Here is a 25371-nt window from a genome sequence, read left to right as displayed (position 1 = left end):
CCCCGGCTTTTAGCGCGGGCAGAAGGAGGACACAGGATAATGAACCCTGGGGAAAGTCGCACATACGCCGGGCAGGAATGGTGGGATCTCTCGGTGTCCAGACTTGTCCGGGTTGGAGAAGAATTCTTTGCGCCATGGCCGTGCTTAGGGAGAAGCCCTGCCTCCGTGAAGAGAGCAGGGCCTGGTCATGAATGGAACTGGAGAGCGGATGCCTCAGGCGATCTGGGCTGACGCCGGTTCGGCCGATCGGGCGGAGACAGTGTAGGGGCCCGCAACCTTGATCTGGATGGCCAGCAGGGCGATGCTGTTGGGGTAGCGTGTGCCGATCGGCAGCAGGGCCTCCCCCTCTGTCCAGCGGCTGTTCTCATGGTGCGGCGTAGCCCAGCCGGGAAGGTCCTGTTCCGTCAGATGCGCGGTGATGTGCGCCGCGTGGTTGCCTTCGAACAGTATGATCTCTCCTACCGAGACGCCCAGATTGCGGCGATCATCGACAAAAGGGCCGATCACGTCGCTGGGACGGCTGGTGCGCGAGAGCAGGCGCACGCTTTCGACCCCGGTGGGCAGCATGAATGTCACGTACTCCCCGGCCGGCCGGGCGGGCCGGACGATCTGTCCTCTGTCAGTGAGGAGATGGAGGTCCGCATCGTTCGTCAGGACCGGCGCATCCATGCGGTTTTCGAGCCCGGCCTGTCGGGCACGGGTTTCGAGCCGGCGGAACAGGGGCTCGACAAACGCCCGGTCGACACCCAGCGGTGCTGCGGCGTCCGTCGACCATGTTTTGGCATGGCCGCCAATCCTGGTGACATGTCCCTGCTTGCGGAAGGTCCGGCGGTTGCCGGTGTCGAGGTAGCTTTCCGTCAGCACGCCATCGGCCATGATCACGGAATGATCTTCGGTCTCGATATGATAATATTCGTAAGCCGTGAAGGATTTGTCGTAAAAAATGGACCGTCCGTTGATCAGCATGCGGGCTGGAACGAATTTGCCGTCAAAGAACAGGCAGTGTTCGGCCGTGATCAGCAAGTCCTTGCAGGGGACGCCCTCGGAAATTGCATCCTTGAGAATACGGACGGGCCAGCCTGCCTGATCGTCCGGACGATCGGGATTGACCGTGGCATGGGTTTTGCCAGCCCAGATGACCTTGCGGCTTAGTGCTTCGCCATCAACATAAACCGTGACATCATTGCCGGATTCGAGGTCCTGAACGGCGACTGGACCGGTCGGGGTTGAAATCATCGAGTCGGCCAGAAAGCAGATACCAATATATGTGTTGCCGGCCGAATAGGTTACTTTCAGCGGGTTGGCGCCCTGACCCACGATATAGGTGGCGTCGGGCAGCAGGGAAGCGTTTGCCGGATTGACGCTGTAGTTCGCCACGACCTGTCCGTCGGCTCCATACATGGTGATGATTTTCGAAGAACCGCTGCTGGAAATATTATAGGTCGCTATGGGTTGAGTTGTATTTTGAAGTTCTATTGTGTCGTATGTGGGATCATAATTATTGAATGTGACTGCGGAGGCGCCATTATTGGCGAGGAGGTTCAGAACGCCATTGTCGGCATTCAGGATAAGCGTGCCGCCTCCCGATTGAAAATTGACGGTCGAACCGGCCAGAATAGTGATGAGGTTGCTGCTTCCGTTATAGGTGCCGCCATATCCGATATTGATTGTGGAGCCACTGAGTAACCCAATTAAGGAAGACCCAGAAAAAGAGGCTGTTCCACCATAAATATTGACAGTATTTCCGGAAAGAGCATTTACGCCTATATTTATGTCTGTTTTGCCACCTATGTAGTAGGTATTTCCGCTTATGGCATTTGCAACCAGATTGATGGCGCCCGTGCTTCCCGGCATGGAAACATAGGTACCGCCAATAAGGCCAACAAGAGTCGTAATGGAAGAGGATCCGGTTACGACATCGCCTGTCGGTGCGATTTTTAATTGAAGAAGATTGATTCCAGAACTTAGATCTCCGGTATAAATGGCATTTCCGGCAGGATCTGTGATCACGACATGATATTGTGTCGTGGTCAGAATACCAGGAATGCCAATCGTGGATTCGGTTTCCGTATAAGTGACGCCGGAAGCTGTTTGGACCATTGTTCTGTCCTTCAATCTCTTCAATAGCGAGAACGCCGATTTGTCATATAAAAGTTAACAAATTGGCCAATGGCGGAGAGATGGCATCGCGTGGTGGCTGGAAAAATCCGTCGGGCGAAAATGACATGATCTGAACGCCGGGCATGTGTCTGGCAGATGGCCCGCAGTGGGGGCAGATCGTGCCGGGGCAACAGCGGAAATGCTGTTCCATTGCTGTTGGGAGAGGGACTGTTTCTGGAAAATCTTTCCCGGATTTCAGCGCCTTCCTTGTGGAGGAATGGGCTAAAACTAGGGAATATCAATGGATTTTCAGAAAGTCGTTGGTGCCGGGTGAGGGATTTGAACCCCCGGCCTTCGGTTTACAAAACCGCTGCACTACCGCTGTGCTAACCCGGCGGCGATGGGGCGTTGCTCCATCGTTTAGGCTATCCACGACATCGTGGTCCGTTTGAGGACCAGAGCCGGGACTGTGTGCTTTTGCCTCTGTCTCCCGAACGGGTCAAGAGGGCGGGGTGGCGGGGGATATCATGACCCCGCCATCCCTCTCTGGTCAGGGCTGCTGGTAGAGCAGCCGGGCGCGGATCGTGCCCTTGAGGTCGCGCAGGCGGCGCAGGATGCGGTTGTCCTTGTCGGTGTCGCGTCCCGTATCCGCCTCGACCACCACGTAGCCCAGCTCGCCATCCGTCTGGAGATACTGGGCCGTGATGTTGCTGTTCTCGGCCATGAAGATCTCGTTGATCTGCAGCATGATGCCGGGAACATTGCTGTGGACGTGCATGAAGCGGGTGCCGCGCGGGCTTTCGGGCAACTGCACGGTCGGGAAATTGACCGCGCCCAGGGTCGAACCCACGTCGGAATATTCGATCAGCTTGCGCGCGACCTCGACGCCGATCCGCTCCTGCGCCTCGGCGGTCGAGCCGCCGATATGCGGGCTGAGGATGACGTTCTCCAGCCCCTGGAGCGGGGAGGAGAAGGAATCGCCGGCACCTTTGGGCTCGGTCGGGAACACGTCGATCGCCGCCCCCAGCAGGTGGCCGTCGCGCAAGGCCTCGGCCAGGGCTTCCAGGTCCACCACGTTGCCGCGGGCGTTGTTGATCAGGAACGAGCCGGGCTTCATCGCGCGGATCTGCTCGGCGCCGATCATGTTGGCGGTGCTGGGGAGCTGCGGCACATGCAGGCTGACCACGTCGCTCTGCGCCAGCAGGTCGTTCAACGTGTCGACCGGGGTGGCGTTGCCATGCACCAGCTTGTCGATCACGTCGTAATAGATCACCCGCATGCCGAATGCCTCGGCCAGGACGGAAAGCTGTGAGCCGATCGAGCCGTAGCCGACGATGCCCAGCGTCTTGCCCCGGACTTCCCAGCTATTAGCGGCGGATTTGTTCCAGCCGCCGGCATGGCACTGCACCGAGCGCGGGAAGATCCGCCGCATCAGCATCACGACCTCGCCCATCACCAGTTCGGCGACCGAGCGGGTGTTGCTGAACGGGGCGTTGAAGACCGGAATGCCATGGGCACGGGCCGCCGTCAGGTTGACCTGATTGGTGCCGATGCAGAAGCAGCCCACGGCGATCAGCCGGTCGGCGGCGGCGATGACCTCGTCGGTCAACTGGGTGCGGGAGCGGATACCCACGATATGTACGCCCTCCAGGGCCTCGCGCAGCGCCGCCCCTTCCAGGGCGGTCTTCAGGCGCGTGACGTTCTCGTATCCGTTGGCTTTCAGCAGCGACACGGCGCTGTCGTGAATGCCTTCGAGAAGCAGGATGCGGATCTTGTCCTTGGGGAGGGACAGGTGAGAGGGGGCTTCGCTGCTCATCTCGAATACTCGCGCTTATTCGGGGAAGATGGTGCTCCTATCCGATCGGCGGATAAATGGATAGGGGAAGGATGGCATCGGTGCCATGTGCCGCCCGGACGGGTGGGGGAGTTCACCGCGCCGGCAGGCCCGTGTTCAGCAGGGAGACGGCGTCGGCCAGCATGGCCGGGTCGCCCACCGCCAGCACCGTGCCGTCGCTCTCGGCATGGAGCGGGCGGCCGTGCCAGTCCGTCACCCGGCCGCCGGCCCCTTCAATAATGGGGACGAGAGCGGCCCAGTCCCAGATCTTCATCGTGCATTCCGCGATCACATCGACCTGTCCCAGTGCCAGCAGGCCGTAGGCGTAGCAGTCGCCGCCCCAGGTGACGCGGCGGGCGGCGCGGCGCAGCGCGTCCCAATGCGGAGTCGGGGCGTCCGCGATCATCTCGGGGGAGGTGCAGGAGAGTTCCGCCAGTTTCAGCTCGGCGCAGCGGCGGGTTCCGACTGTGCCGGGCAGGCGGGACTCGTAGAGCGTCGGCCGGCCGCGCACGCCGATCCAGCGTTCGCCGGTGATCGGCTGGTCGATGATGCCCAGCACCGGTACGCCGTCTTCCAGCAGGGCGATCAGGGTGCCGAAGGTGGGGCGGCCGGTCACGAAGGCCCGCGTGCCGTCGATCGGGTCGATTACCCAGCACCGGTGGGCGCCCGCGCGTTCCAGCCCGAATTCCTCGCCCAGTACCGCGTGGTCGGGCAGGCGCTCGGCCAGGATTGCCCGGATGGTGCGCTCGGCCGTGCGGTCGGCGACGGTGACCGGGCTCTGGTCGCTCTTGTCGTCGACCGTGACCCCGGCCCGGAAGAACGGGCGGATGACGCATGCGGCGGCATCGGCGGCGGCGGTCGCGGCGTCCAGCAGGCGATCGGCGTCGGGAAGGGAGATATCGGCCGGGGGCGTGCCGGTGTGGGTCATGGCTGGTGTCCTCCGTCGGACAGGGTGTGCAGGTAGGCGATGATCGCCGCGCGGTCGCGGATGTCGGACAGGCCGGGGAAGGCCATGCGGGTGCCCGGCGCGAAGCGGGCCGGGCTTTCCAGCCAGGTCGAGAGGGCTTCGTCGGTCCAGAATTCCGACCGGTGTGCCGAGAGCGCGGGGGAGAAGCTGTAGCCGGGGATGCCGGCGACCGGGGTGCCGGCGACGCCGAACAGGTTGGGGCCGACCGTGGGGGGCGCGCCCTTCGTGAAGCTGTGGCAGGTCGTGCAGGACCGTGCGGCGAGGGCCTGCCCGGCTTTGGGATCGGCATGGGCCAGGGCGTCGGCGACCGGGAGGCCGGCCGATCCGTCGGGCGGTTCGGGCAGGGCGAAGGCCGGACGGAGCGGGGTGGCCACGGGGATGGCCAGGTGCCCGGCCCAGACGCTGCCGGCCATCGCCAGCGCGGTCAGCAGGAGTGCGGCGCCGATGCGGTTGGCGTCGTGGCTGTCCATCCGGGTTACGAGGCTCCATCGGTGTTTCGGTTGCATGCCGGCCGGTCCTTACCTAGACTGCCGCCCGCCTTGTGTGAAGCAGCGTGGGATCGTGCCGATGGGCCGGAGCGCATGTCCGCAGCGGCGTTTTTCCGGCCGGACGTTTCCGCCGCTTTCGAGTGTCAAGGCCCGCTGCGTGTTCGCATGAATCCAATCGTCATCATTCCTGCCCGCATGGCCTCGACGCGCCTGCCGGGCAAGCCGCTGGCCATGATCGGCGACCGGCCCATGATCCTGCATGTGCTGGAACGCGCGCGCGCCGCCGATATCGGGCCCGTCGTGGTCGCGGTGGCCGACCCCGAACTGGCGCGGGTGGTGGAGGCGGCGGGCGGTACCGCCGTCCTGACCGATCCGGCGCTGCCTTCGGGCTCCGACCGGGTGTGGCATGCTCTGGCGACCGTCGATCCCGACGGGCGGCATGACGTGGTGCTCAACCTCCAGGGCGATCTGCCGGGGCTGGTGCCGGAGACCCTGGCCGCCGCCCTGCTGCCGCTGGCCGATCGGGCGGTCGATATCGGCACGCTGGTCGCCCCGGTCACGGAACCCGGCGAAGCGCAGGCGGATTCGGTCGTGAAGGTCGCGTGCGCCTTTCCCGAGGGTGCCCCGCGCGCCGTGGCGCGGGCGTTGTATTTTTCACGGGCGGCGGTTCCGTGGGGCGAGGGTGCGCTGTGGCACCATGTCGGGATCTATGCCTATCGCCGGGCGGCGCTGGCGCGGTTCGTGGCCCTGCCGGAAGCGGCTTTGGAAAGGCGTGAGAAACTGGAACAGCTCAGGGCCCTGGAGGCCGGAATGATCATTGGATGTGCCCGGATCGGGGCGGCACCGTTCGGCGTGGATACGCCGGCGGACCTGGAACGCGCGCGCCGCATGCTGGCGGACGTGGCATGAGCGGCGCGCCGTCGATTCCCCAGATGGGCATCGTCGCCTTTCAGGGGCGGCCGGGAGCCTATTCCGACCTGGCGTGCCGGCAGGCCTTTCCGGGCTGGACCACGCTGCCCTGCGAAACCTTCGCCGATGCGATCGCGGCGGTTCATGACGGGCGTGCCGACCTGGGCATGCTGGCCTGCGAGAACAGCCTGGCGGGGCGGGTGCCGGATATTCATGCCCTGCTGCCGCAGGCCGGGTTGAACATCGTCGGCGAGCATTTCCAGCGGGTGGAGCATTGCCTGCTGGGCGTGCCCGGCAGCACGATCGAGCAGGCACGGCGGGTCCATACCCATCCGGTGGCCATGGCGCAGATCCGGGGCATCATCGAAGCGCTGAACCTGACGCCGGTGGTGGAGTTCGATACGGCGGGCGCGGCCGAACTGGTGGCGCGGTGGAACAACCCCGAGGATGTGGCCGTGGCGTCGGCGCTAGCGGCGGAGCTGAACGGCCTTGTGGTGCTGCGCCATAATGTGGAGGACGCGGCGCATAACACGACCCGCTTCTACATTACGTCGCGCGCGGCGGTCCGGCCGCCGCCGGGGCAGGCGGGCACGCTGACCACCGTGCTGTTCCGGGTCCGCAATACGGCCGGCGCGCTCTACAAGGTGCTGGGCGGGTTCGCGACCAATGGCGTGAACATGACGCGGCTGGAGAGCTACATGCTCGATGGGTCGTTCGCCGCCACGCAGTTTCTGCTGGATGTCGAGGGGCATCCCGAGGATGCGCCGCTGGCGCAGGCGTTGGCGGAACTGGCCTTCTTCTCGGAAACTTCGGCGATTCTGGGTGTTTATCCGGGTTCGCCGTTCCGTGGCCATGCGGTGGCGGACCGATGAAGGTTGCCTAGCCACTACCCCCGGCATTAACACAATGGATTAACAGCACAGGCGGGACCCCAATCCTGCCGGGGTGGCCCGAGGGGCGGCCCGCGTCACAGCCTGCGAGATTCGAGTGGAAACGACTATGTTCAAGGGTTCGATCACAGCCCTGATTACGCCGATGAACGATGACGGATCGCTGGATTTTCCGGCTCTGGGCCGATTCCTCGACTGGCAGGTGACCGAAGGCTCATCGGGTGTCGTGCCGATGGGCACCACGGGCGAAAGCCCGACCCTGACGCATGACGAACATGCGCGTGTGGTCGAATACGCGGTTCAGGTCGTGGCGGGGCGGGTGCCCGTCATTGCCGGCGCGGGCTCCAACAGCACCACCGAGGCCGTCAACATGGCCCGCCATGCCAAGGCGGCGGGTGCGGATGCCGTGCTGGTCGTCGCGCCCTATTACAACAAGCCGACGCAGGAAGGGCTGTACCGTCATTTCATGGCGGTTGCCGATGCGACCGACCTGCCGCTGGTCGTCTACAACATTCCTGGGCGCTCGGTGGTCGATATCTCGGTCGAGACCATGGCGCGGCTGGCGCGGCATGCCCGGATCATCGGTGTGAAGGACGCCACCGCCAATCTGCTGCGCCCGATCCAGGTGCGTCGGGCGATCGGTCACAAGCCCTTCAACCAGCTTTCGGGCGAGGACGGTACCGTGGTCTCGTTCCTGGCCGCCGGAGGGGATGGCTGCATCAGCGTGACCGCGAATGTCGCGCCGCGCCTGTGCGCCGAACTGCATCGGGCCTGGCAGGACGGGCGCGTGGCTGACGCGATGGAATTGCAGGACCGGCTGTCGCCGCTGCACGATGCGCTGTTCTGCGAGAGCAATCCGGCGCCGGTAAAATATGCCGCCAGCCTGCTGGGGCTGGCGGGCGAGACCTGTCGCCTGCCGCTGGCGCCGCTGACCGATGCGTCCCGCGCCCTGGTCCGCGAGGCGCTGGCCGCCGTGGGCCTGTTGAACTGACGATGGCCGAGAAAAACAAGAGTGGCATGATCTCGCACGGGATCGCGGCGCAGAATCGCAAGGGCCGGTTCGACTACAAGATCCTGGAAACGGTCGAAGCCGGGCTCGTGCTGAAGGGACCGGAGGTCAAGAGCCTGCGCATGGGGCGGGCGACGATCAACGAAGCCTATGCGGGCGACCGGAATGGCGAGATCTGGCTGTTCAACAGCTATATCCCCGAATATCAGGGCGGCGTGCTGTCGCGCTTCGAGCCCCGTGCGCCGCGCAAGCTGCTGCTGCATGGCAAGCAGGTGAACAAGCTGCTGGGGGCCGTGGCGCGCGAAGGCGTGACGCTGGTGCCGCTGGATATCCATTTCAATGCCCGTGGTCTCGCCAAGGTCACGCTGGGGATCGGCGAAGGGCGCAAGAAGGCCGACAAGCGCCATGCGATTGCCGAACGCGACTGGCAGCGCGACAAGGCGCGGCTGATGCGCAACAAGGGCAAGGAATAGGCCGTTCGTCTGGGTGCGTTCGCCCGGCGTGATCGCGCCTCTGTCGCGCGAGACACCAGGAAGAAGGTTTTCCAAACAAAAACAGGGCCGCCCGAGGGCGACCCTGCTTGTTGATCAGGCATGACGCCGGATCAGTCGACGCTGATCGACGCGGCCTCGGGGCCCTTCTGGCCCTGCACGACCTGCACGTTCGCCGTCTGGCCTTCGGTCAGGCCGGTCAGGCCCGAACGCTCTAGAGCCGAAGCGTGGACGAAAATGTCCTTGCCGCCGCTTTCCGGGGTGATGAAGCCGAAGCCCTTCGTGGCGTTGTACCACTTTACGATGCCGCGCATGTCCTGCGCATGCGACAGGTCGGGGGCCGGACGGGCCGGACGGGCGCCGAAGCCGCCGGGGGCACGCGGGGCGCCGGCGCCGAAGCCGCGCGGACGCTCCGGCTGGGCCGTGCTCTCGTCAACCGAGACCACCGCCGCGACCTGGCGACCCTTCGGCCCCTGGCCGATGCGGACCACCAGCGTCGTGCCGGGGGAGACGGAGCTGTGCCCGCTCTGTGCCAGCGCGTTGGCGTGAAGGAAGACATCGCCCGAACCGTCGGCCAGTTCGACGAAGCCGAAGCCCTTCTCGCTGTTGAACCACTTTACGGAGGCACTGATCTCCGGTCCCGAGGCGATCACCTGGGAGGGGGCGCCACCGCCACCGCCCATGGGGCGACGGGGAGCACCGCTGCTGCCACGATCACCAAACGTCGGCGGCGACATGAAATCGTCGTCAAATCCGCCGCGGCGCGGGGAACGGGGGCTGCGGTCGGTCCTGTTACTTCTCAACGGTCGTAATCCCGAGGTCTAGTTGGCGGGTCCTGTCCCAGGAGCCACCGGATGAAGAAATTTTGCTGGATCAAGGCATTACACAACCGTTCTCCGAACCGCCTGAGCGGCCGTGGCGGACAGCATCCTTTCCCCGCGCGGACCCTAGCACGAATGCGTCGGTGTCCAATACAGATAAGCATAACTTCCGCCCGCGGTTCCATCATGTTGTCATCTTTAATATGACTAACCATTAATGTTTGCGCCATCAGCGGTGGACCGCCGGATTGTCGTTATGACGGCGGGCTGTCCGATCACGAAAGTCACCCGTGGGCTTTCTCGAAACGCCGGGACGTTTTAGACAGTCGGTGGGCGCGGTTCGGATGCGGCGTCGCGCAGGTGAAAGGGAAGCTGATGGGCCAGACAAAGACGGAAAGAACAGCCCTTTGGATGGCGCGTGTCGGTACGCTCGCCGGCATGGGGTGCCTTGCGGCAGCCGTTTGCGCCCCGGCCCATGCCACGCCGCTGCAGGACCCGTATGGAACCTGGACGATCCAGGGGGAAAACGACGCGGTCACCACGCTGAAGGGCACGTCGGACCAGTATTACACCAGTGGCCTGCGCGTGAACTGGACATCGGGCACCGATAACCAGCCCGCTCCGATCGAGACCATCAACCATGCCATCATGGGGGCAGGCGTCACCCGCATCAGCATGGGACTGCAGCAGCTTATCTTTACCCCGCAGAATACGCAGATCAGCACGCCGTCGCCGCGTGACCGCCCCTATTCCAGCCTGCTGCTCGGCACCATCAACCTGATCAACGATACCGATTTCTCCCGGTCGGTGTTCGGGATCCAACTCGGCATGATGGGCCCGGCCGCGATGGGCGAGAAATTGCAGAACGGTTTCCATGGCGCGATCGGCGATACCCGCAACCTGGGGTGGCGCCACCAGTTGCAGAACCAGCCGATCTTCCAGGTGCAGGCCGGGCGGACCTGGCGGTTTCCGCTGGCCGATGTCTACGGCATTTCGATGGACATGCTGCCCGCGGCCTCGGCCGCGATCGGCGATTACCGGATCTATGGGTCGGTGGCCGACACGTTCCGGATCGGCCAGGGGCTGAACAGCGATTTCGGCACGCCCACGATCGGGTCGGGTACCGATGGCACCGATGCCTACCGGCTGACGCGCCCGGTGTCGTGGTATGTCTTCGGCAACGTGACGGGCTCCGCCGTCGGTTATGACGCCACCCTGCAAGGCAATACGATGCGCAGCAATTCGCCGCATGTGCCGGTGAACTGGGATGTGGGCGAGATCCATGCCGGCGTCGCGATCATGTGGCATGGGATGCGCCTGTCCTACAGCCAGGTATGGCAGACCCAGGAATTCAAGGGTGCGCGCAGCGGGCTGTTCAATTATGGGTCGCTGGCCCTGTCCGCCAAATTCTGAAAGTCGGCTGGAACATTGGTCCTTCCTGGACTTTGGGGGGTGAAGCGTTGAATCGAATATGAAAAAGCATCGGATTTCGATGTGCTTCGATTCGAGTGAAAATGCTTCTGCGTAAGGTGGTGGAAAACTTCCAAGGAAGAGAGGGATCGGCAATAATGTCGGCTTCAGCAGGGGTAGTTTCAGGGCCGGTACCGTTCCGGACGGCTTTCACGACGCAAGATTAACAGCGGATTCCCGCGCTGAGTTTCGACGTGAGTATGTCATTAGGGGCGGTGGACAGCCTGGTCTCCATGCTACCGCGATGGGCGTGGAGACGTGGCTTCTCTTCCGCTTATGTCGTGCAATCGCCGTTCGTTGGGCATTGGGGGGCACCGTATTTTCACACGTGGCTGCTCCGGGTGGATCGACAAGAAATACCAGCCGGTCTCGTTCAAATCATTGCTGCATTGCCCGCTATGCCGCCTGAAGCGCCGAAATCCAGCCAAGGATACCCTTTTTCGATTGCAGGGGCAGGACCCAAGGATGGATTTGAGCGCAGGCTATGCTACCAGTTCATCATTCTTCAGAAGACTCTCATGAATTCACTCCTTAAGGAAGTCAAACGCGGCATCTTTCTTCATAAACGAAAGAATTGAATGGATAATTGAGTTGTCTATATCAGCATGGAATCTATCCCCAGTAAATTTTGAAAAAGAATAAAATTCACAGTAACACGACTGATCCAAAAAACTCACATTCTTTATGAATTCACCATCAGTGGAGATTCCATTGTATGAAATCATCACAAGTGAAAAATTGCTATATTTTTCTTTTATTGCATTATGCAAATGGATAAAATCTTCTTTTTTACATGAATCATGAGAGAAATTTAAAAAAACTTTGTTTTCTTTTGAACTAAGGGTGTTGATAAGTCTATCGGTTCTGCGCTTCAATGTTTCGTAAACAGGCCCTTCTAAGGGGTTGAAATGATTGAATACGAAATTTGCATTATGATTTTCTCTGTAAAATGAATGGTGACAAAAACTATGATCTTCTCCCCATGGCCTTTCGTGGAGCGGTATGAAACTATAATACTTTTTATCTAAAAAAGTGGAAAAATCATCATTGATACAGTGAACTAGCATGGGATTTGTTGTGAATAGCCAATCCATGGGCAAGGAAAATCTCCTCAACCCTAAAGTTTCAATGGTTTTTGCTGGAAGGCAGCATGTTCCGAAAGGTATAAAAAAAGAAACTGGATCAAGAGATTTAAATAATTCAAATAGATTACGATCTTCTTTCATCTCTGTGGTCTCTTTGGACCCAAAAAATTTTGTAAGATATTGAATTTTCATATTATAATCCTTGTCTTAATATTTTTTCTGAAATTATCATTTAAGCTTGCGACGACTTGAGGCAAATCGAGACCGTTGACCGCTGTGTGTGTCTTCTGGAGGTTCCTGATTGCAGCAGGTTGGATGGTGGTCTATCTGTATCATCAGATGAATAATCCGGACCATGATTTACCTTATCTGTAAGTAACCTGCTTTCAATCTTTGGCTTCCAAGACCGGGCCAGTTGCAAAATTTTAAATTTAAAACAAGATTTCGGCAAGTCCTTGTTTCATGGTGATTTCTGGATGGTTGTTGAGCAGGATCTTAGCCGGACCGTAAGGTCCGTGTCGCGTCGTGGCGGTCAAACAGTTCCACGGCCAGTGCGATCGCCCCACGCCTTGCCTCGGCGTTGCCTTCGACGATCCGTTGCGCGTCTTGTGCCGCGGTCGTTACCAGCAGGTCCAGCCGGGCGCCGGTGGCCAGTCGCAGGTCCGGCAGGCCGGACTGGCGGCGGCCTGTCAGGTCGCCGCCGCCGCGCAGGCGGAAATCCTCGTCGGCGATCAGGAAGCCGTCCTCGGTATCGCGCAGCAGGGCCAGTCTGCGCCGCGCCGTCTTGCCCAGGGCGTCGTCATGCAGCAGCAGGCAGAAGGATTCGTCGCCGCCGCGACCGACGCGGCCGCGGAGCTGGTGCAACTGCGCCAGGCCGAACCGCTCGGCGTGCTCGATGACCATGACCGTGGCGGCGGGGATGTCGACCCCGACCTCGATCACCGTCGTCGCGACCAGGATGCGGGTGCGGCCGGCGGCGAAATCGGCGATTGCAGCCTCGCGCACCGCGATGTCCTGCTGGCCGTGGGCCAGGCCCACGACTGGCCCGAACCGTTCGGCCAGCACCGCGAAGCGGGCTTCGGCCGCTGCGATGTCCAGTGCCTCGCTCTCGCTGACCAGCGGGCAGACCCAGAAGACGCGCGCGCCACCCGCGATGGCGCGGCCGATGCCGTCCAGCAGGTCGCCCAGTGACGCCATGGCGTGGAGCGAGGTGCGGATCGGCAGCCGCCCCGCCGGCTTCTCGTCCAGGCGGCTGACCTGCATCTCCCCCCATTGGGTCAGCAGCAGGGTGCGGGGAATCGGGGTGGCGGTCATGACCAGGATGTCGGTCAGGTGGCCTTTTTCACCCAGCAGAAGCCGCTGTTCGACGCCGAAGCGGTGTTGTTCGTCGATCACCGCCAGCGCCAGGTCGGCGAAGACCACCTTGTCCTGGAACAGGGCGTGCGTGCCGACCACCAGGGGTGCACGGCCGGTGGCGATGTCTTCCAGCACGTCGCGCCGGGCCCGGCCCTTGACGCTGCCGCTGAGGAAGGCGACCGGGACGGGGGCCAGCCGGGTGAAGGTGGCCAGATGCTGGCGGGCCAGGATCTCGGTCGGTGCCATCAGCACCGCCTGGTGCCCGGCCTCCACCGCGCCCAGCATCGCCTGCAGGGCGACCAGCGTCTTGCCCGCGCCGACATCGCCCTGCACCAGGCGCAGCATCGGGCTGGGAGATGCAAGATCGGCATCGATTTCGCGCAGGGCGCGGGTCTGGGCGCCGGTCGGGGGGTGGCCGAAACGCTCCAGCGACGTGGTGCGCAGCACGCCTGTGGGGATGATCGCGCGGCCGGGACGGTTGCGGTTGCGCCGCCTGGCCTCGGCCATCGCGACCTGTTCGGCCAGCAATTCGTCGCAGGCCAGACGCAGGCGGGCCCGTTCGGACGCGGCGGCGTAGGCATCGTCCTTCAGCAGGTCGGGGAATTCATCGGGGCAATGCAACTGGCGCAGCGCGGTTTCGAAATCCGGCCAGTGCCGTCGCGCGACGAGCGTGGGGTCCAGCCATTCCGGCAGGGTAGGGAACCGTAGGAAAACCTGTCGCAGCGCATTGCGGACATGGCGGGGGAAGAGGCCCGCCGTCAGTGGCCAGACCGGGTCCAGCATCGGGATGCGCCCGATATCGCCGCCCGGCACGATGTGATCGGGGTTGGCGATCGAGAGCCGGTCGCCGAATTCGTCCAGCATGCCGGAGACCGCGACCGTGCTGCCGATCACCATCTGCCGTGCCTGGTAGGGGGAGAAAAAGGCCAGGTCGATCGCGCCGCTGCCGTCTGACAGGCGGACCCGCCATGGTTGGCGCGAGCCGCGCGCGGGGGCATCGACCCGCTGCACGGTGCCGGACAGGGTGCAGATCCGGCCTGGGATGGCGTCGCGCATTGGGGGGCGATAGCGCCGGTCGATGAAGGATTCGGGAAGGTGGAACAGCAGGTCTGCCACGCGCGTGCCGCCGGTCGCGCGCGCCAGCAGCTTCGCGGTGGCGGCGCCGACCCCGGGCAGCGTGGCGAGCGGGGCCAGAAGCGGGCCGAGAAGGCCCGGTGAATCGTCCTGGGGGGTGGTATCGGACACGCTGGGCTCGATCGTCCTCAAATCCCCCGGTTAATTTCCGTGGGGCCGTTTCTGGGGGCCGGTGCGACTGCCGGGCTGACAGGACCCTGACGGAGGGCTATAGGACAGCAACGCGAAGGAACAAAACGAAACCATATCAGGGCAGGCACCATGTCCCTCGACATACCGGACTTTTCGAACCTCGATCCGCGCCGTCGCCGGATCTATTTCCGCGCCACGCATCGCGGCACGCATGAGACCGACATCCTGATCGGCGGCTTTGTGGCCCCGCGTCTGGCGGCGATGTCGGATGCGGACATGGATGCGCTGGAAGCGGTGATGGACCTGCCGGACGCCGACCTGGCGGACTGGCTGAGCGGCCGCAAGCCGGTGCCGGCCGAGGTCGACTGCCCGATGATGCGGGCCATCATCGCCGACGCCAACGATCCCGCCCGGCAGGCCGCGATCCGGGGAGAACGATGACAGCAGAGGGAAGGGACCAAGCCGCCGCGCCAGCCTCCGGGCACCCCGGCTGGATGAATGTCTGGGGGGTGCCGGACGGGTACGACGCCTTTCTCGTCGCCCGGCGCGCGCGCGAGCATGACGGGCCGGTGCTGCATGTGGCGCGCGACGATGCGGGCATGGCGCGGATCGGCGACCTGCTCTCGTTCATCGTGCCGAATGCGGAGATCCTGCGTTTTCCGGCGTGGGATTGCCTTCCCTATGATCGGGTGTCGCCCAATCCGGCGATCATCGCCGAACGGGTCGCGACCCTGACGCGCTTGCTGGAACCCGCGAAGGGGCCGCGCATCGTGCTGACCACGGTGGGCGGGCTGGTCCAGCGTGTGACGCCGCGCGCCGCCTTTCGCGGCCAGTCGCTGACGGTAGCCGCCGGCGACAGTCTGGATCAGGAGTTCCTGATCGAACTGCTGGTGACCAACGGCTACAACCGCACCGATACGGTGATGGAACCGGGCGAATTCGCGACCCGGGGCGGTATCTTCGACATCTTCCCCTCCGGCGATGCCGAGCCGGTGCGGCTGGACCTGTTCGGCGACGAGGTCGAGAATATCCGCCGTTTCGACCCGGCCACCCAGCGGTCTTCCGAGCGGCTGGACCGGTTCGTGATGCGTCCGGTGGCCGATTTCAGCCTCGATCAGGCCAGTATCTCGCGCTTTCGCACCGGTTGGCGCGATCTGTTCGGGCCGGCTGCCGCCGGCGACCCGCTTTATCAGCATGTTTCCGACGGTCGGCGCCATGCCGGGCTGGAGCACTGGCTGCCGCTGTTCTACGAGCATCTGGAAACGCTGGTCGATTATCTGCCGGGCGTGGCCGTGATCATGGCGCATCAGGCGGACGAGGTGCTGTCGTCGCGGCTGGAAATGATCGCCGACCATTTCGAGGCGCGGCGCCAGCCGGTGCGCGAGGGCGAGGTGCCATACCGGCCGCTGCCGCCGCATCTGATGTATCTGGACCGCAAGGGATGGGACGGCATGCTGTCCGGCCATCCGGTGGTGGTGTTCAATCCCTTCTCCCGCCCGGATGGGGCGGAGGGTATCGACGCGCTTGGGCGGCCGGGAATCCTGTTCGCCCGCTCGGTGGTGGATGGATCGCGCGAGAACGTGTTCGCCATGCTCGATGTGCAGGTCCGGCAATGGGCCGAGACCGGGCGCCGGGTCTATCTGTCGGCCTGGACCCGTGGCTCGCGCGAGCGGATCGCGACGCTGCTGCGCGAGCACGGCATGCGGGCCGAGACGTTCGAGACCTGGACCCAGGCGCAGGATCTGCCGGCCGGAACCGTCGGGCTGCTGACGCTGGGGCTGGAACGCGGCTTCATTGCAGACAATCTGGCCTTCGTGTCGGAACAGGATCTGCTGGGCGAGCGGATTTCGCGCCCGCCGCGCCGCCGCAAGCGGGCCGACCAGTTCATCGCCGAGGCGTCGGAGATTGCCGAGGGCGACCTGGTGGTGCATCAGGATTACGGCATCGGCCGCTATGACGGGCTGGAGACGGTGGCGGTCGGCAGCGCGCCGCATGACTGCCTGCGCCTGGTCTATGACGGCAGCGAGAAGCTGTTCCTGCCGGTCGAGAATATCGAGCTGCTCAGTCGCTTCGGGTCCGACCAGGCCGGGGTGGCGCTGGACAAGCTGGGCGGTGCGTCGTGGCAGAACCGCAAGGCGCGGATGAAGCAGCGCATCCGCGACATGGCGGGTGAACTGATCCGCACCGCCGCGATGCGCGCGCTGCGCGAGGCACCCAGCCTGACCCCGGCGGAAGGATTGTGGGACGAGTTCTGCAGTCGTTTTCCTTTTGCGGAGACCGAGGACCAGTCGCGCGCCATCGTCGATGTGCTGGAGGATATGGGCTCCGGCCGGCCGATGGATCGTCTGGTGTGCGGCGATGTGGGGTTCGGCAAGACCGAGGTGGCGTTGCGCGCGGCCTTCGTGGCCGCGATGTCGGGCGCGCAGGTGGCGGTGGTGGTGCCGACCACGCTGCTGGCGCGGCAGCATTTCCGCACCTTCTCGGCCCGGTTTGCCGGGCTGCCGGTCACGGTGGCGCAATTGTCGCGCATGGTGACGGCCAAGGAAGCGGCGGCGGTGCGCAAGGGACTGGCCGACGGCACGATCAACATCATCATCGGCACCCATGCCCTGCTGGCCAAGGGCGTGCAGTTCGCCGACCTGGGACTGCTGATCATCGACGAGGAGCAGCATTTCGGCGTCGCCCACAAGGAGAAGCTGAAGGCGCTGCGCGAGGATGTGCATGTCCTGACGTTGTCGGCCACGCCGCTGCCGCGCACGCTGCAACTGGCGCTGACCGGCGTGCGGGAAATGAGCCTGATCGCTACGCCGCCGACCGACCGGCTGGCGGTGCGCACCTTCATCATGCCCTTCGACAGCGTGGTGATCCGCGAGGCGATCCAGCGCGAGCGGTTCCGGGGCGGGCAGATCTTCTGCGTCGTGCCGCGGATCGAGGATCTGGACCGGATGGGCGCGCGATTGCAGGAAATCGTGCCCGACGCGCGGCTGGTGCAGGCCCATGGGCGCCTGACGCCCACCGAGCTGGAACGGGTGATGACCGAGTTCAGCGACGGCAAATACGATATCCTGCTCTCCACCAATATTGTGGAAAGCGGGCTGGACATGCCGGCGGTGAATACGCTGATCATCCATCGGGCCGACATGTTCGGGCTGGGACAGCTCTATCAGTTGCGCGGGCGCGTGGGGCGCGGCAAGCAGCGCGGCTATGCCTACCTGACCTGGCCGCAGACCCATGTGCTCTCGGCCGCCGCCGAGAAGCGGCTGGAGGTCATGCAGACGCTCGATACGCTGGGAGCGGGATTCACCTTGGCGTCCCATGATCTGGACCTGCGCGGTGCGGGCAACCTGCTGGGCGACGAGCAGTCGGGCCATATCCGCGAGGTCGGGATCGAACTCTACCAGCAGATGCTGGAAGACGCGGTGGCGGAACTGCGTGCCGAGAAGGGCCGGCGCAAGGCCGAGGACCGGGACTGGACGCCGAACATCATCCTCGGCCTGCCGGTGCTGATTCCGGAAGAGTATGTGCCGGACCTGCCGGTGCGGCTGGGGCTGTATCGGCGCATCGCCGGACTGGCGAACGATGCCGAGATCGAGGCGATGGAGGCCGAACTGGTCGACCGGTTCGGCACGCTGCCTGATCCGGTGCGCAACCTGCTGGATGTCGTCGCGATCAAGCGCCTGTGCCGCGAGGCCGGGGTCGAGCGGCTGGAGGCCGGGCCGAAGGGGATGGTGATCCAGTTCCGGGGCAATCATTTCGCCAATCCCGCCGGGCTGGTAGCATGGATGGCGAAGCAGAAAGAGGGCAATGTCCGCCTGCGTCCCGACCACAAGCTGGCGCTGGTGCGGGAGATGACGAATGCGCAACGCATCCGTCTGGCAAAGGACACGGTCCAGGCTCTGGGTCGCCTGGCGGAACAGGAGAAGGCGGCCTGACGACACACCCCGCTTGTGGTGACGGACACGCGGAAGGAGGAAGCGGAATGAAAATCGATCTGGCAGGAAAAACGGCGATCGTCAGCGGCTCGACCGCCGGGATCGGGCTGGCCATCGCGTTGGCCCTGGCCGAGACCGGGGCGGACGTGATCGTCAACGGTCGCAGTCAGGCCCGGGTGGACGAGGCCATGGCCTATATCCGGACCCGCATGCCCACCGCGCGGTTGCGCGGCGTGCCGGGCGACCTGGGCACCAAGGAGGGAATCGACGGCTTTATCCGCCTCGTTCCCCAGGCCGATATTCTCGTCAATAATCTGGGCATTTTCGAGCAGAAGCCGTTTCTTGAGACGCCGGACGAGGATTGGCAGCGTTTCTTCGACATCAATGTGCTGAGCGGCGTGCGCCTGACCCGCCATTATCTGCCGGGTATGGTCGAGCGGGCGTGGGGGCGCGTGGTGTTCGTCTCCAGCGAATCGGCGCTGAATATTCCGGCGGACATGGTCGCCTACGGATTTTCCAAGGCCGCGCAGGTGGCGATCGCCCGGGGGATTGCCGAGGGCGTTCCCGGAACGGGCGTGACGGTCAATTCGGTGTTGCCGGGGCCGACCCGGACCGAAGGCGTGATGGAGATGTTCGCCAAGGCGGCGCAGGAGAGCGGCCGGCCGATCGGGGAGATCATGGCCGAGTTCGTGCCGCAGCACCGGCCGGCCTCGTTGATCCGCCGCCTGGCGGAGCCCGAGGAGATTGCCAGCATGGTTGCCTATGTCTGCTCGCCGCAGGCGTCGGCCACGACCGGGGCGACCTTGCGGGTGGAAGGGGGCCTGTTGCGCCATCCGGGGTGAGGGACTGCTCTGTCGACTCGGTCGGCCGGTGATCCGATGCCGGTTATTTTTCAAATGATGGCTCAGCGGAAATGGGACGTGCTTCCTGCGCGCCGCACGAAGATGTTTTCGTCACAAAACAAGTCATCGGGCGTGTGGCCCTTTTCGTGCTGTCGTCACGGATGTTAAGAACAGTAACAATACAGGAAGGGAGCGATGCATGCCTGAAATCGAGGATCGTGCGCCCCAGGCACCACTGCGCGATGTATTTCAGCTGATGGGTGCGATCCTGTTCGTCATCGGCATGATCATGATCGGGTGGCGGGCGGCTTTCTTCTCGGGGGTATGGCCCGCCTGATCGCCCTTGGGGCCTGTTCCGCTTTTCCGAAGTGAGAGCACGTTTGGCCGATGGATGGTCATTCGGGACCGGATAGCGCGGTCGCGAGCGCGTTGCGTTCTTCGGCGGTCAGCGGACGCGCGGCGGCGGCGACGTTGGCTTCGATCTGTGCGGGGCGGGTGGCCCCGGCAATGACCGAGCCCACAACATCGTGCGACAGGAGCCAGCCGAAGGCCAGTTCGGTCAGGCTGCGCCCGTGCGTGCGGGCCACGCGATCCAGCCGGTCGAGAAGAGTCCAGTTGGCGTCGGTCAGGTACCGGTCGGCCAGATGGATCCAGGCGCTCAGCCGGCTCCCGGGAGGCGGGGGTGCATTGCGGTGGTATTTCCCGGTCAGGATGCCGCTGGCCAGGGGGAAATAGGGCAGCAGCCCCAGGCCGTAATGACGGATCGCCGGCACCAGGTCGCGCAATGCGTCCCGCGCCAGCAGTGACAGTTCGTCCTGGCACGAGATGAAGCCGGCATAGCCGGCCGCGCGGGCGACGTGGCAGGCGTCGGCGACCTGCCAGGCCGGGAAATTGGAGCAGCCGGCATAGAGGATCTTTCCCTCGCGGGTCAGGTCGTCCAGGGCGCGCAGTGTCTCCTCGATCGGGGTGGCCGGGTCGGGGGTATGGACCTGGTACAAATCGATCCTGTCCGTGCGCAGGCGGGTCAGGCTGGCTTCGACGGCCTGGCGGATGTAGCGGCGCGACGCGCCCTGAAGGTAGCCCTCGGCATCCATGGGCATGCCGAATTTGGTGGCCAGCACGATCTCGTTGCGGCGCGGGCCGAGGATCGCACCCAGTGTTTCCTCCGACGCGCCGTAATGGGCTTCGCGCCGGCCATAGACATCCGCGATGTCGAACAGGGTGATGCCGCTGTCCAGGGCCTGGTGGACCACGGCCCTGGACTCGTCCAGCCCGATGCGGCCGCCCAGATTGTTGCAGCCCAGCCCGACGGCCGAGACGCGCAGGCCGGAACGGCCGAGGTGACGATATTCCATGGGGAAAACCTTCTTGCCCGCTCAGGGCATCTCCAGCCCGACCGAGACCGGGCAATGATCGGACAGGTCCGGCGCCTGGGTCTGGTCCTGCGTGTCGTAGGTCAGGACCCGGAGGCTGTCGGGGTGGAGCCATGCGCGGGCCTGGTTGCCCAGCAGGATGTGGTCGATGAAATAGGTGCCGCCCCAGCATGGGCTGGCGCGCCCCGCCGTGGTCAGTGTCAGGGGGCCGTCGGTTTCCAGTTGCCGGAAGAATGGGTCGGCAGGGGTGAGGTTGCGGTTGAAATCCCCCATGACCAGGAAGGCTACGCCTTCGTCCTGCCGCTGGGCAATCCAGTCATCCAGCACCGTCAGCTGCCGGGCGAGCGTGCGGCAGGCCGGCCGCCGGTCGGCCAGGGCCGCGTTGCGGCAGCCGGCCTTGAGATGCACGATGAGGATGCGCAGGCTGGCGGTGCCGTCACCGACCGTGACATCCAGCCCCACGCGCAGATGATGGGGAGCGTCGGGCGGATAGACGTCGAGTTCCGACAGGTCTGGATGGCGGGTGACGGTCAGCCCGGTGGCGACCGCCAGCCCGACGCGCTGGACCACGTGATCGTCGCTCATGACGACCTGATAGTGTTCGGGTGGGAACAGGCGGGCGGCCAGGGTTGGGGAATCGACTTCCTGAAACCCGATGATGTCGGCGCCGAGCCGTGTGGCGTAGAGAGCCAACTGGCGCAGGCCGGCGTCGCTGCGATGATGAAGATCGGGGGGCAGGGCGGGGTCGCCCGGTGGCCGTGCCGTCAGCCAGTCCAGGTTCCAGGTCGAGACCTTGATCGCGCGGGCGGCCGCGCCGTGGAGCGGAGATGTGGCGAGGACGGCCACCAGCCACCCGGCACAGGCCAGGAAGCGGATGACCGCCGATCGCGGATCAGGCCTGTTCAGTCTTCGCATCCACCTCACGGGTCAGGCGGGCGATGGCTTCGTCGACATGGATGCTGGATCGTGAGGTTTCGTCCAGGATCACGACCTCGCCGCTGGCGATGTCGTAGAACCAGCCTTGCAGGATCAGCGTGTTGCGCGCCAGGGCGGCGGCCACGGCCGGATGGGTGCGCAGATGGGCGATCTGCAGCAGCACGTTCTGTTCCGCCAGGCTGCGCACGGATTCCGGGCCGGCGTCGGTGGCGCGCAGCGCGCCCGCGACTGCCCGCGCGGCTTCGGCGTTGCGCAGCCACGACGCGACGGTGGGCATGTGAGCGAGTTTGGACGGATCGGGGTCCAGCAGCGCCTTCATCGCCCCGCAATCGGAATGGCCGCAGACGATGATATGCGACACGCCCAGCGCCAGGACCGCATATTCGATCGCGGACGACACGCCACCCAGCATTTCGCCGTAGGCGGGGACGATATTGCCGATATTGCGCAGCACGAACAGGTCGCCCGGCTGGGTCTGCGTGATCATGCTGGGATTCACCCGGCTGTCGGCGCAGGCGATGAACAACGTGTCCGGAGATTGCTGGCCGGCCAGTTCCGCGAACAGTTCGCGATTCTGCGGGAAGATCTCGGCATTGAATTTCTCGACCCCGTGCAGGAGCGAGATCAATGTTTTCTTGGCATCAGTGTCGGCCATCGAAGGTCCCTATGTTCTGAAGTCCGCCTGGAACTCCACAGTGGCGTTCGAACGGTCACCCTAACAACGGCCGTCCTGGAGGAGACGTGCCGTCTTGGCATGCGGGCGCCGGGGCGCCGGCATGGCCGGGCCCGTCGAAGATAGCATGGAAACGAGGACGGCACAGGTCCGGTTTCGCTTGCGGGGGCCCGGGACATACTATGTCAGGCGCCGGACACATCGCCGTGTCATCGGGACACGGCGATGGGGGGCTGTACGCTCAGGCCAGGGACTTGCGCACCGCGTCGAGCGCCGCGTCGGCCTGCGCTACGTCCGGGCCGCCGGCCTGGGCCATGTCGCGCCGCCCGCCGCCACCCTTGCCGCCCATGGCGGCACTGGCCGCGCGCACCAGTTCGACCGCATCGAAACGCTCGGTCAGGTCGGCGGTGACGCTGACGACCACGCTGCCCTTGCCGTCGGCGGTGGAGACCAGGGCCACCACGCCCGAGCCGACCTGCTGGCGCAGGGAGTCGGCCAGCGGCTTCAGTTCGCGCGCCGGCAGGTCGCCGACATTGCGGGCGATGAAGCCGATGCCGTTGATCGTCTCGGTGGTGGCGCCGCCATCGCCGCCGCTGGCCAGCTTGCGTTGCAGGTCGGAGATCTGGCGCTCCATGACCTTGCGTTCTTCGAGGATCACCGCCAGCCGCTCGGGGGCTTCGGCGGCCGAGACGCGCAGCATCGCCGCCACCTGGGCCAGCCGCTGCTCGGTCGCGACGGCGGCCGTTTCGGCGGCCTTGCCCGTTACCGCCTCGATGCGGCGGATGCCGGCCGAGACGCCGCTTTCCGACGTGATGCGGAACAGGCCGATATCGCCGGTGCGGTTGACATGCGTGCCGCCGCACAGCTCGATCGACCAGGCCGGGCGGTTTTCCTCCGCCGGGCCCATGAACACGACCCGGACCTCGTCGCCGTATTTCTCGCCGAACAGGGCCATCGCGCCCTGCGCCACGGCTTCCTCCTGCGACATCGGGCGAGTGGTGACCGCGCTGTTCTCGCGGATACGGGCATTCACCTCGGCCTCGACCTCGGCGATTTCCTCCGGCGTCAGTGGGCGGGGCTGGCTGATGTCGAAGCGCAGGCGGTCGGGCGCGTTCAGGCTGCCTTTCTGCGTTACGTGCTCGCCCAGGCGCCGACGCAGGGCCTCGTGCAGCAGGTGGGTGGCGGAATGATGGGCGCGGATCGCGCTGCGCCGTTCGTGATCGACGGTGGCGGTGACCGCCTGGCCGACGCGGACCGTGCCTTCGATCACCGTGCCGGAATGGACCAGCAGGTCGCCCAGACGCTTCTGCGTGTCGGTGACGGCGATGCGCAGGCCGGGTGCTGTGATCAGGCCGGTATCGCCGACCTGGCCGCCGCTTTCGCCGTAGAACGGGGTCTGGTTGAGCAGCAGGGCGATCTCGGCGCCCGCCGGGGCTTCGGTCACCGACTGGCCGTTGCTGACAATGGCCTGGATTTCGGCGTCGGCCTGTTCGGTCGCGTAGCCCAGGAACTCGGTGGCGCCGAATGTGTCGCGGGCCTCGAACCACACGGTCTCGGTCGCGCTGTCGCCCGAGCCGCTCCATGCGGCGCGAGCGCGTTCGCGCTGCACCTGCATCGCGGCGTCGAAACCCGCGACGTCGACCTCATGACTGCCGCCGCGCAGGGCGTCCTGCGTCAGGTCCAGCGGGAAGCCGAATGTGTCGTACAGCTTGAAGGCCACGTCGCCGGGCAGTTTCTGGCCGTCGCCGAGCTTCGCGGTCTCGTCTGCCAGTAGCGCCAGGCCGCGTTCCAGCATCGCCTTGAAGCGCTCTTCCTCGCCGCGCATGGTCTCGCGGATCAGGGCTTCGGCCTGGACCAGTTCGGGGTAGGCGGCGCCCATCTGGCGCACCAGGGCGGGAACCAGGCGGTGGAACACCGTCTCCTTGGTGCCCATCATGTGCAGGTGGCGCATCGCGCGACGCATGATGCGGCGCAGGACGTAGCCGCGACCGTCCTTGGACGGCAGCACGCCGTCCGCGATCAGGAACGAGGTGGAGCGCAGGTGGTCGGCCACCACGCGGTGGCTGGCGCGGAACGGGCCGTCCGGGTCCTGGCCCGTGGCCTCTGCCGAGGCCAGGATCAGGGCGCGCATCGTGTCCGTGTCGTAATTGTCGCGCTTGCCCTGCATGATGGCGGCGAAGCGTTCCAGCCCCATTCCGGTGTCGATCGAGGGGCGCGGCAGCGGCGAGCGGATGCCCGGCGGATCCTCGAAGAACTGCATGAACACGAGGTTCCAGATCTCGACGAAGCGGTCGCCGTCCTCGTCCGGCGAGCCGGGGGGGCCGCCGGGAACGTCGGGACCGTGGTCGTAGAAGATTTCCGAGCACGGGCCGCAGGGGCCGGTGTCGCCCATGCGCCAGAAATTGTCGGAGGTGCCGATACGGATGATCCGCTGGTCGGGCAGGCCGGCGATCTTGCGCCACAGGGCGGCGGCGTCTTCGTCGTCGGCGTAGACGGTGACCAGCAGCTTCTCGGGAGACAGGCCGAAATTGCGCGTGATCAGATTCCAGGCGAGTTCGATCGCTTCGGGCTTGAAATAGTCGCCGAAGGAGAAATTCCCCATCATCTCGAAGAAGGTGTGATGGCGGGCGGTATAACCGACATTATCCAGGTCGTTATGCTTGCCGCCGGCCCGGACCACCTTCTGCGCCGTGGTGGCGCGCGAGTAGGGGCGGGTTTCCTGCCCGGTGAAGACGTTCTTGAACTGGACCATGCCGGCATTGGTGAACAGCAGGGTCGGGTCGTTGCGCGGCACCAGCGACGAGGACGGCACGATCTGATGACCGTTGGCCGCGAAATAGTCGAGGAAGGTCGCGCGGATATCGTTTGTGGAGGTCATGGCGGAGGGCTGACGATCCTGAAATGGCGAAGGCTGGAAAGCTCGGATACC

20 protein-coding genes and 1 tRNA gene are annotated in these 25371 nt (G+C 64.6%); 9 read left to right on the top strand and 12 right to left on the bottom strand.

Annotated features, from left to right (window positions below):
- Nucleotides 1-213: 213 nt before the first annotated feature.
- From ACMAUO_RS03300 to ACMAUO_RS03280, 5 genes are all read right to left on the bottom strand, one after another.
- The gene (locus ACMAUO_RS03300) at nt 214-2100 is read right to left on the bottom strand and encodes a Hint domain-containing protein (RefSeq protein ID WP_420355557.1); all 1887 of its coding nucleotides are present in this window, start codon (nt 2098-2100) and stop codon (nt 214-216) included.
- Nucleotides 2101-2421: 321 nt separating this feature from the next.
- Nucleotides 2422-2496: transfer RNA gene (locus tag ACMAUO_RS03295), tRNA-Thr, on the bottom strand.
- A gap of 154 nt (nt 2497-2650) precedes the next feature.
- Nucleotides 2651-3916, bottom strand: a complete 1266-nt coding sequence (gene serA / locus ACMAUO_RS03290; RefSeq protein WP_420355556.1) for a phosphoglycerate dehydrogenase — start codon at nt 3914-3916, stop codon at nt 2651-2653.
- A 112-nt stretch (nt 3917-4028) separates the two neighbouring features.
- Entirely contained in the window at nt 4029-4862 is an 834-nt protein-coding gene (gene hisN, locus ACMAUO_RS03285; protein WP_420355555.1) for a histidinol-phosphatase, read from the bottom strand.
- Complete coding sequence (locus ACMAUO_RS03280) at nt 4859-5407, bottom strand: c-type cytochrome (RefSeq protein ID WP_420355554.1); 549 nt, start codon at nt 5405-5407, stop codon at nt 4859-4861. Before ACMAUO_RS03280 ends, hisN begins: the two co-directional genes overlap by 4 nt.
- A gap of 147 nt (nt 5408-5554) precedes the next feature.
- Between ACMAUO_RS03280 and ACMAUO_RS03275 the strand changes: the two genes are divergently transcribed.
- From ACMAUO_RS03275 to smpB, 4 genes are all read left to right on the top strand, one after another.
- Entirely contained in the window at nt 5555-6298 is a 744-nt protein-coding gene (locus ACMAUO_RS03275) for a 3-deoxy-manno-octulosonate cytidylyltransferase (RefSeq protein ID WP_420355553.1), read from the top strand.
- Nucleotides 6295-7170 (top strand): prephenate dehydratase, encoded by an 876-nt coding sequence (locus ACMAUO_RS03270; protein ID WP_420355552.1) that lies wholly within the window; start codon nt 6295-6297, stop codon nt 7168-7170. The genes ACMAUO_RS03275 and ACMAUO_RS03270 overlap by 4 nt, the downstream gene beginning before the upstream one ends.
- Nucleotides 7171-7297: 127 nt before the next feature.
- Entirely contained in the window at nt 7298-8179 is an 882-nt protein-coding gene (gene dapA / locus ACMAUO_RS03265) for a 4-hydroxy-tetrahydrodipicolinate synthase (RefSeq protein WP_420355551.1), read from the top strand.
- A gap of 2 nt (nt 8180-8181) precedes the next feature.
- Complete coding sequence (smpB, locus tag ACMAUO_RS03260; protein WP_114726869.1) at nt 8182-8670, top strand: SsrA-binding protein SmpB; 489 nt, start codon at nt 8182-8184, stop codon at nt 8668-8670.
- Between the two features lie 131 nt (nt 8671-8801).
- On the opposite strand, the gene ACMAUO_RS03255 is transcribed toward smpB, so the two are convergent.
- Nucleotides 8802-9491: a cold-shock protein gene (locus tag ACMAUO_RS03255; protein ID WP_420355550.1), complete on the bottom strand. Its 690-nt coding sequence runs from the start codon at nt 9489-9491 to the stop codon at nt 8802-8804.
- Between the two features lie 429 nt (nt 9492-9920).
- Here ACMAUO_RS03255 and ACMAUO_RS03250 point away from each other — a divergent pair, with 429 nt between their 5' ends.
- Nucleotides 9921-10922: a lipid A deacylase LpxR family protein gene (locus ACMAUO_RS03250; RefSeq protein WP_420355549.1), complete on the top strand. Its 1002-nt coding sequence runs from the start codon at nt 9921-9923 to the stop codon at nt 10920-10922.
- 581 nt (nt 10923-11503) lie between these two features.
- Here ACMAUO_RS03250 and ACMAUO_RS03245 read toward each other — a convergent pair.
- Complete coding sequence (locus tag ACMAUO_RS03245) at nt 11504-12256, bottom strand: DUF1796 family putative cysteine peptidase (RefSeq protein WP_420355548.1); 753 nt, start codon at nt 12254-12256, stop codon at nt 11504-11506.
- A 303-nt stretch (nt 12257-12559) separates the two neighbouring features.
- A complete protein-coding gene (recG, locus tag ACMAUO_RS03240; RefSeq protein ID WP_420357190.1) occupies nt 12560-14677 on the bottom strand; it encodes an ATP-dependent DNA helicase RecG in 2118 nt (705 codons plus the stop codon).
- Between the two features lie 138 nt (nt 14678-14815).
- Here recG and ACMAUO_RS03235 point away from each other — a divergent pair, with 138 nt between their 5' ends.
- From ACMAUO_RS03235 to ACMAUO_RS03220, 4 genes are all read left to right on the top strand, one after another.
- Nucleotides 14816-15127: an FAD assembly factor SdhE gene (locus tag ACMAUO_RS03235; RefSeq protein WP_420355547.1), complete on the top strand. Its 312-nt coding sequence runs from the start codon at nt 14816-14818 to the stop codon at nt 15125-15127.
- Between the two features lie 53 nt (nt 15128-15180).
- Nucleotides 15181-18618: a transcription-repair coupling factor gene (gene mfd / locus ACMAUO_RS03230; RefSeq protein WP_420357189.1), complete on the top strand. Its 3438-nt coding sequence runs from the start codon at nt 15181-15183 to the stop codon at nt 18616-18618.
- A 47-nt stretch (nt 18619-18665) separates the two neighbouring features.
- Nucleotides 18666-19460: an SDR family NAD(P)-dependent oxidoreductase gene (locus ACMAUO_RS03225; protein ID WP_420355546.1), complete on the top strand. Its 795-nt coding sequence runs from the start codon at nt 18666-18668 to the stop codon at nt 19458-19460.
- Between the two features lie 199 nt (nt 19461-19659).
- Nucleotides 19660-19797, top strand: a complete 138-nt coding sequence (locus tag ACMAUO_RS03220) for a hypothetical protein (RefSeq protein ID WP_420355545.1) — start codon at nt 19660-19662, stop codon at nt 19795-19797.
- Nucleotides 19798-19855: 58 nt separating this feature from the next.
- Here the strand turns inward: ACMAUO_RS03220 and ACMAUO_RS03215 are convergent, their stop codons facing one another.
- The 4 genes from ACMAUO_RS03215 to alaS form a co-directional block, all read right to left on the bottom strand.
- Nucleotides 19856-20815, bottom strand: a complete 960-nt coding sequence (locus ACMAUO_RS03215; protein ID WP_420355544.1) for an aldo/keto reductase — start codon at nt 20813-20815, stop codon at nt 19856-19858.
- A 21-nt stretch (nt 20816-20836) separates the two neighbouring features.
- A complete protein-coding gene (locus ACMAUO_RS03210) occupies nt 20837-21748 on the bottom strand; it encodes an endonuclease/exonuclease/phosphatase family protein (RefSeq protein ID WP_420355543.1) in 912 nt (303 codons plus the stop codon).
- On the bottom strand, nt 21726-22424 hold the full coding sequence (locus ACMAUO_RS03205; RefSeq protein WP_420355542.1) for a carbonic anhydrase: 699 nt from the start codon (nt 22422-22424) through the stop codon (nt 21726-21728). The genes ACMAUO_RS03210 and ACMAUO_RS03205 overlap by 23 nt, the downstream gene beginning before the upstream one ends.
- 259 nt (nt 22425-22683) lie before the next feature.
- Complete coding sequence (alaS, locus tag ACMAUO_RS03200; RefSeq protein ID WP_420355541.1) at nt 22684-25320, bottom strand: alanine--tRNA ligase; 2637 nt, start codon at nt 25318-25320, stop codon at nt 22684-22686.
- Between the last annotated feature and the right edge of the window lie 51 nt (nt 25321-25371).

The sequence above is a fragment of the Gluconacetobacter brunescens genome, assembly GCF_048695475.1.
Classification (GTDB): domain Bacteria; phylum Pseudomonadota; class Alphaproteobacteria; order Acetobacterales; family Acetobacteraceae; genus Gluconacetobacter.
Note: the sequence above shows the minus strand (reverse complement) of the source record. Positions and strands in the feature narration are given on the sequence as shown.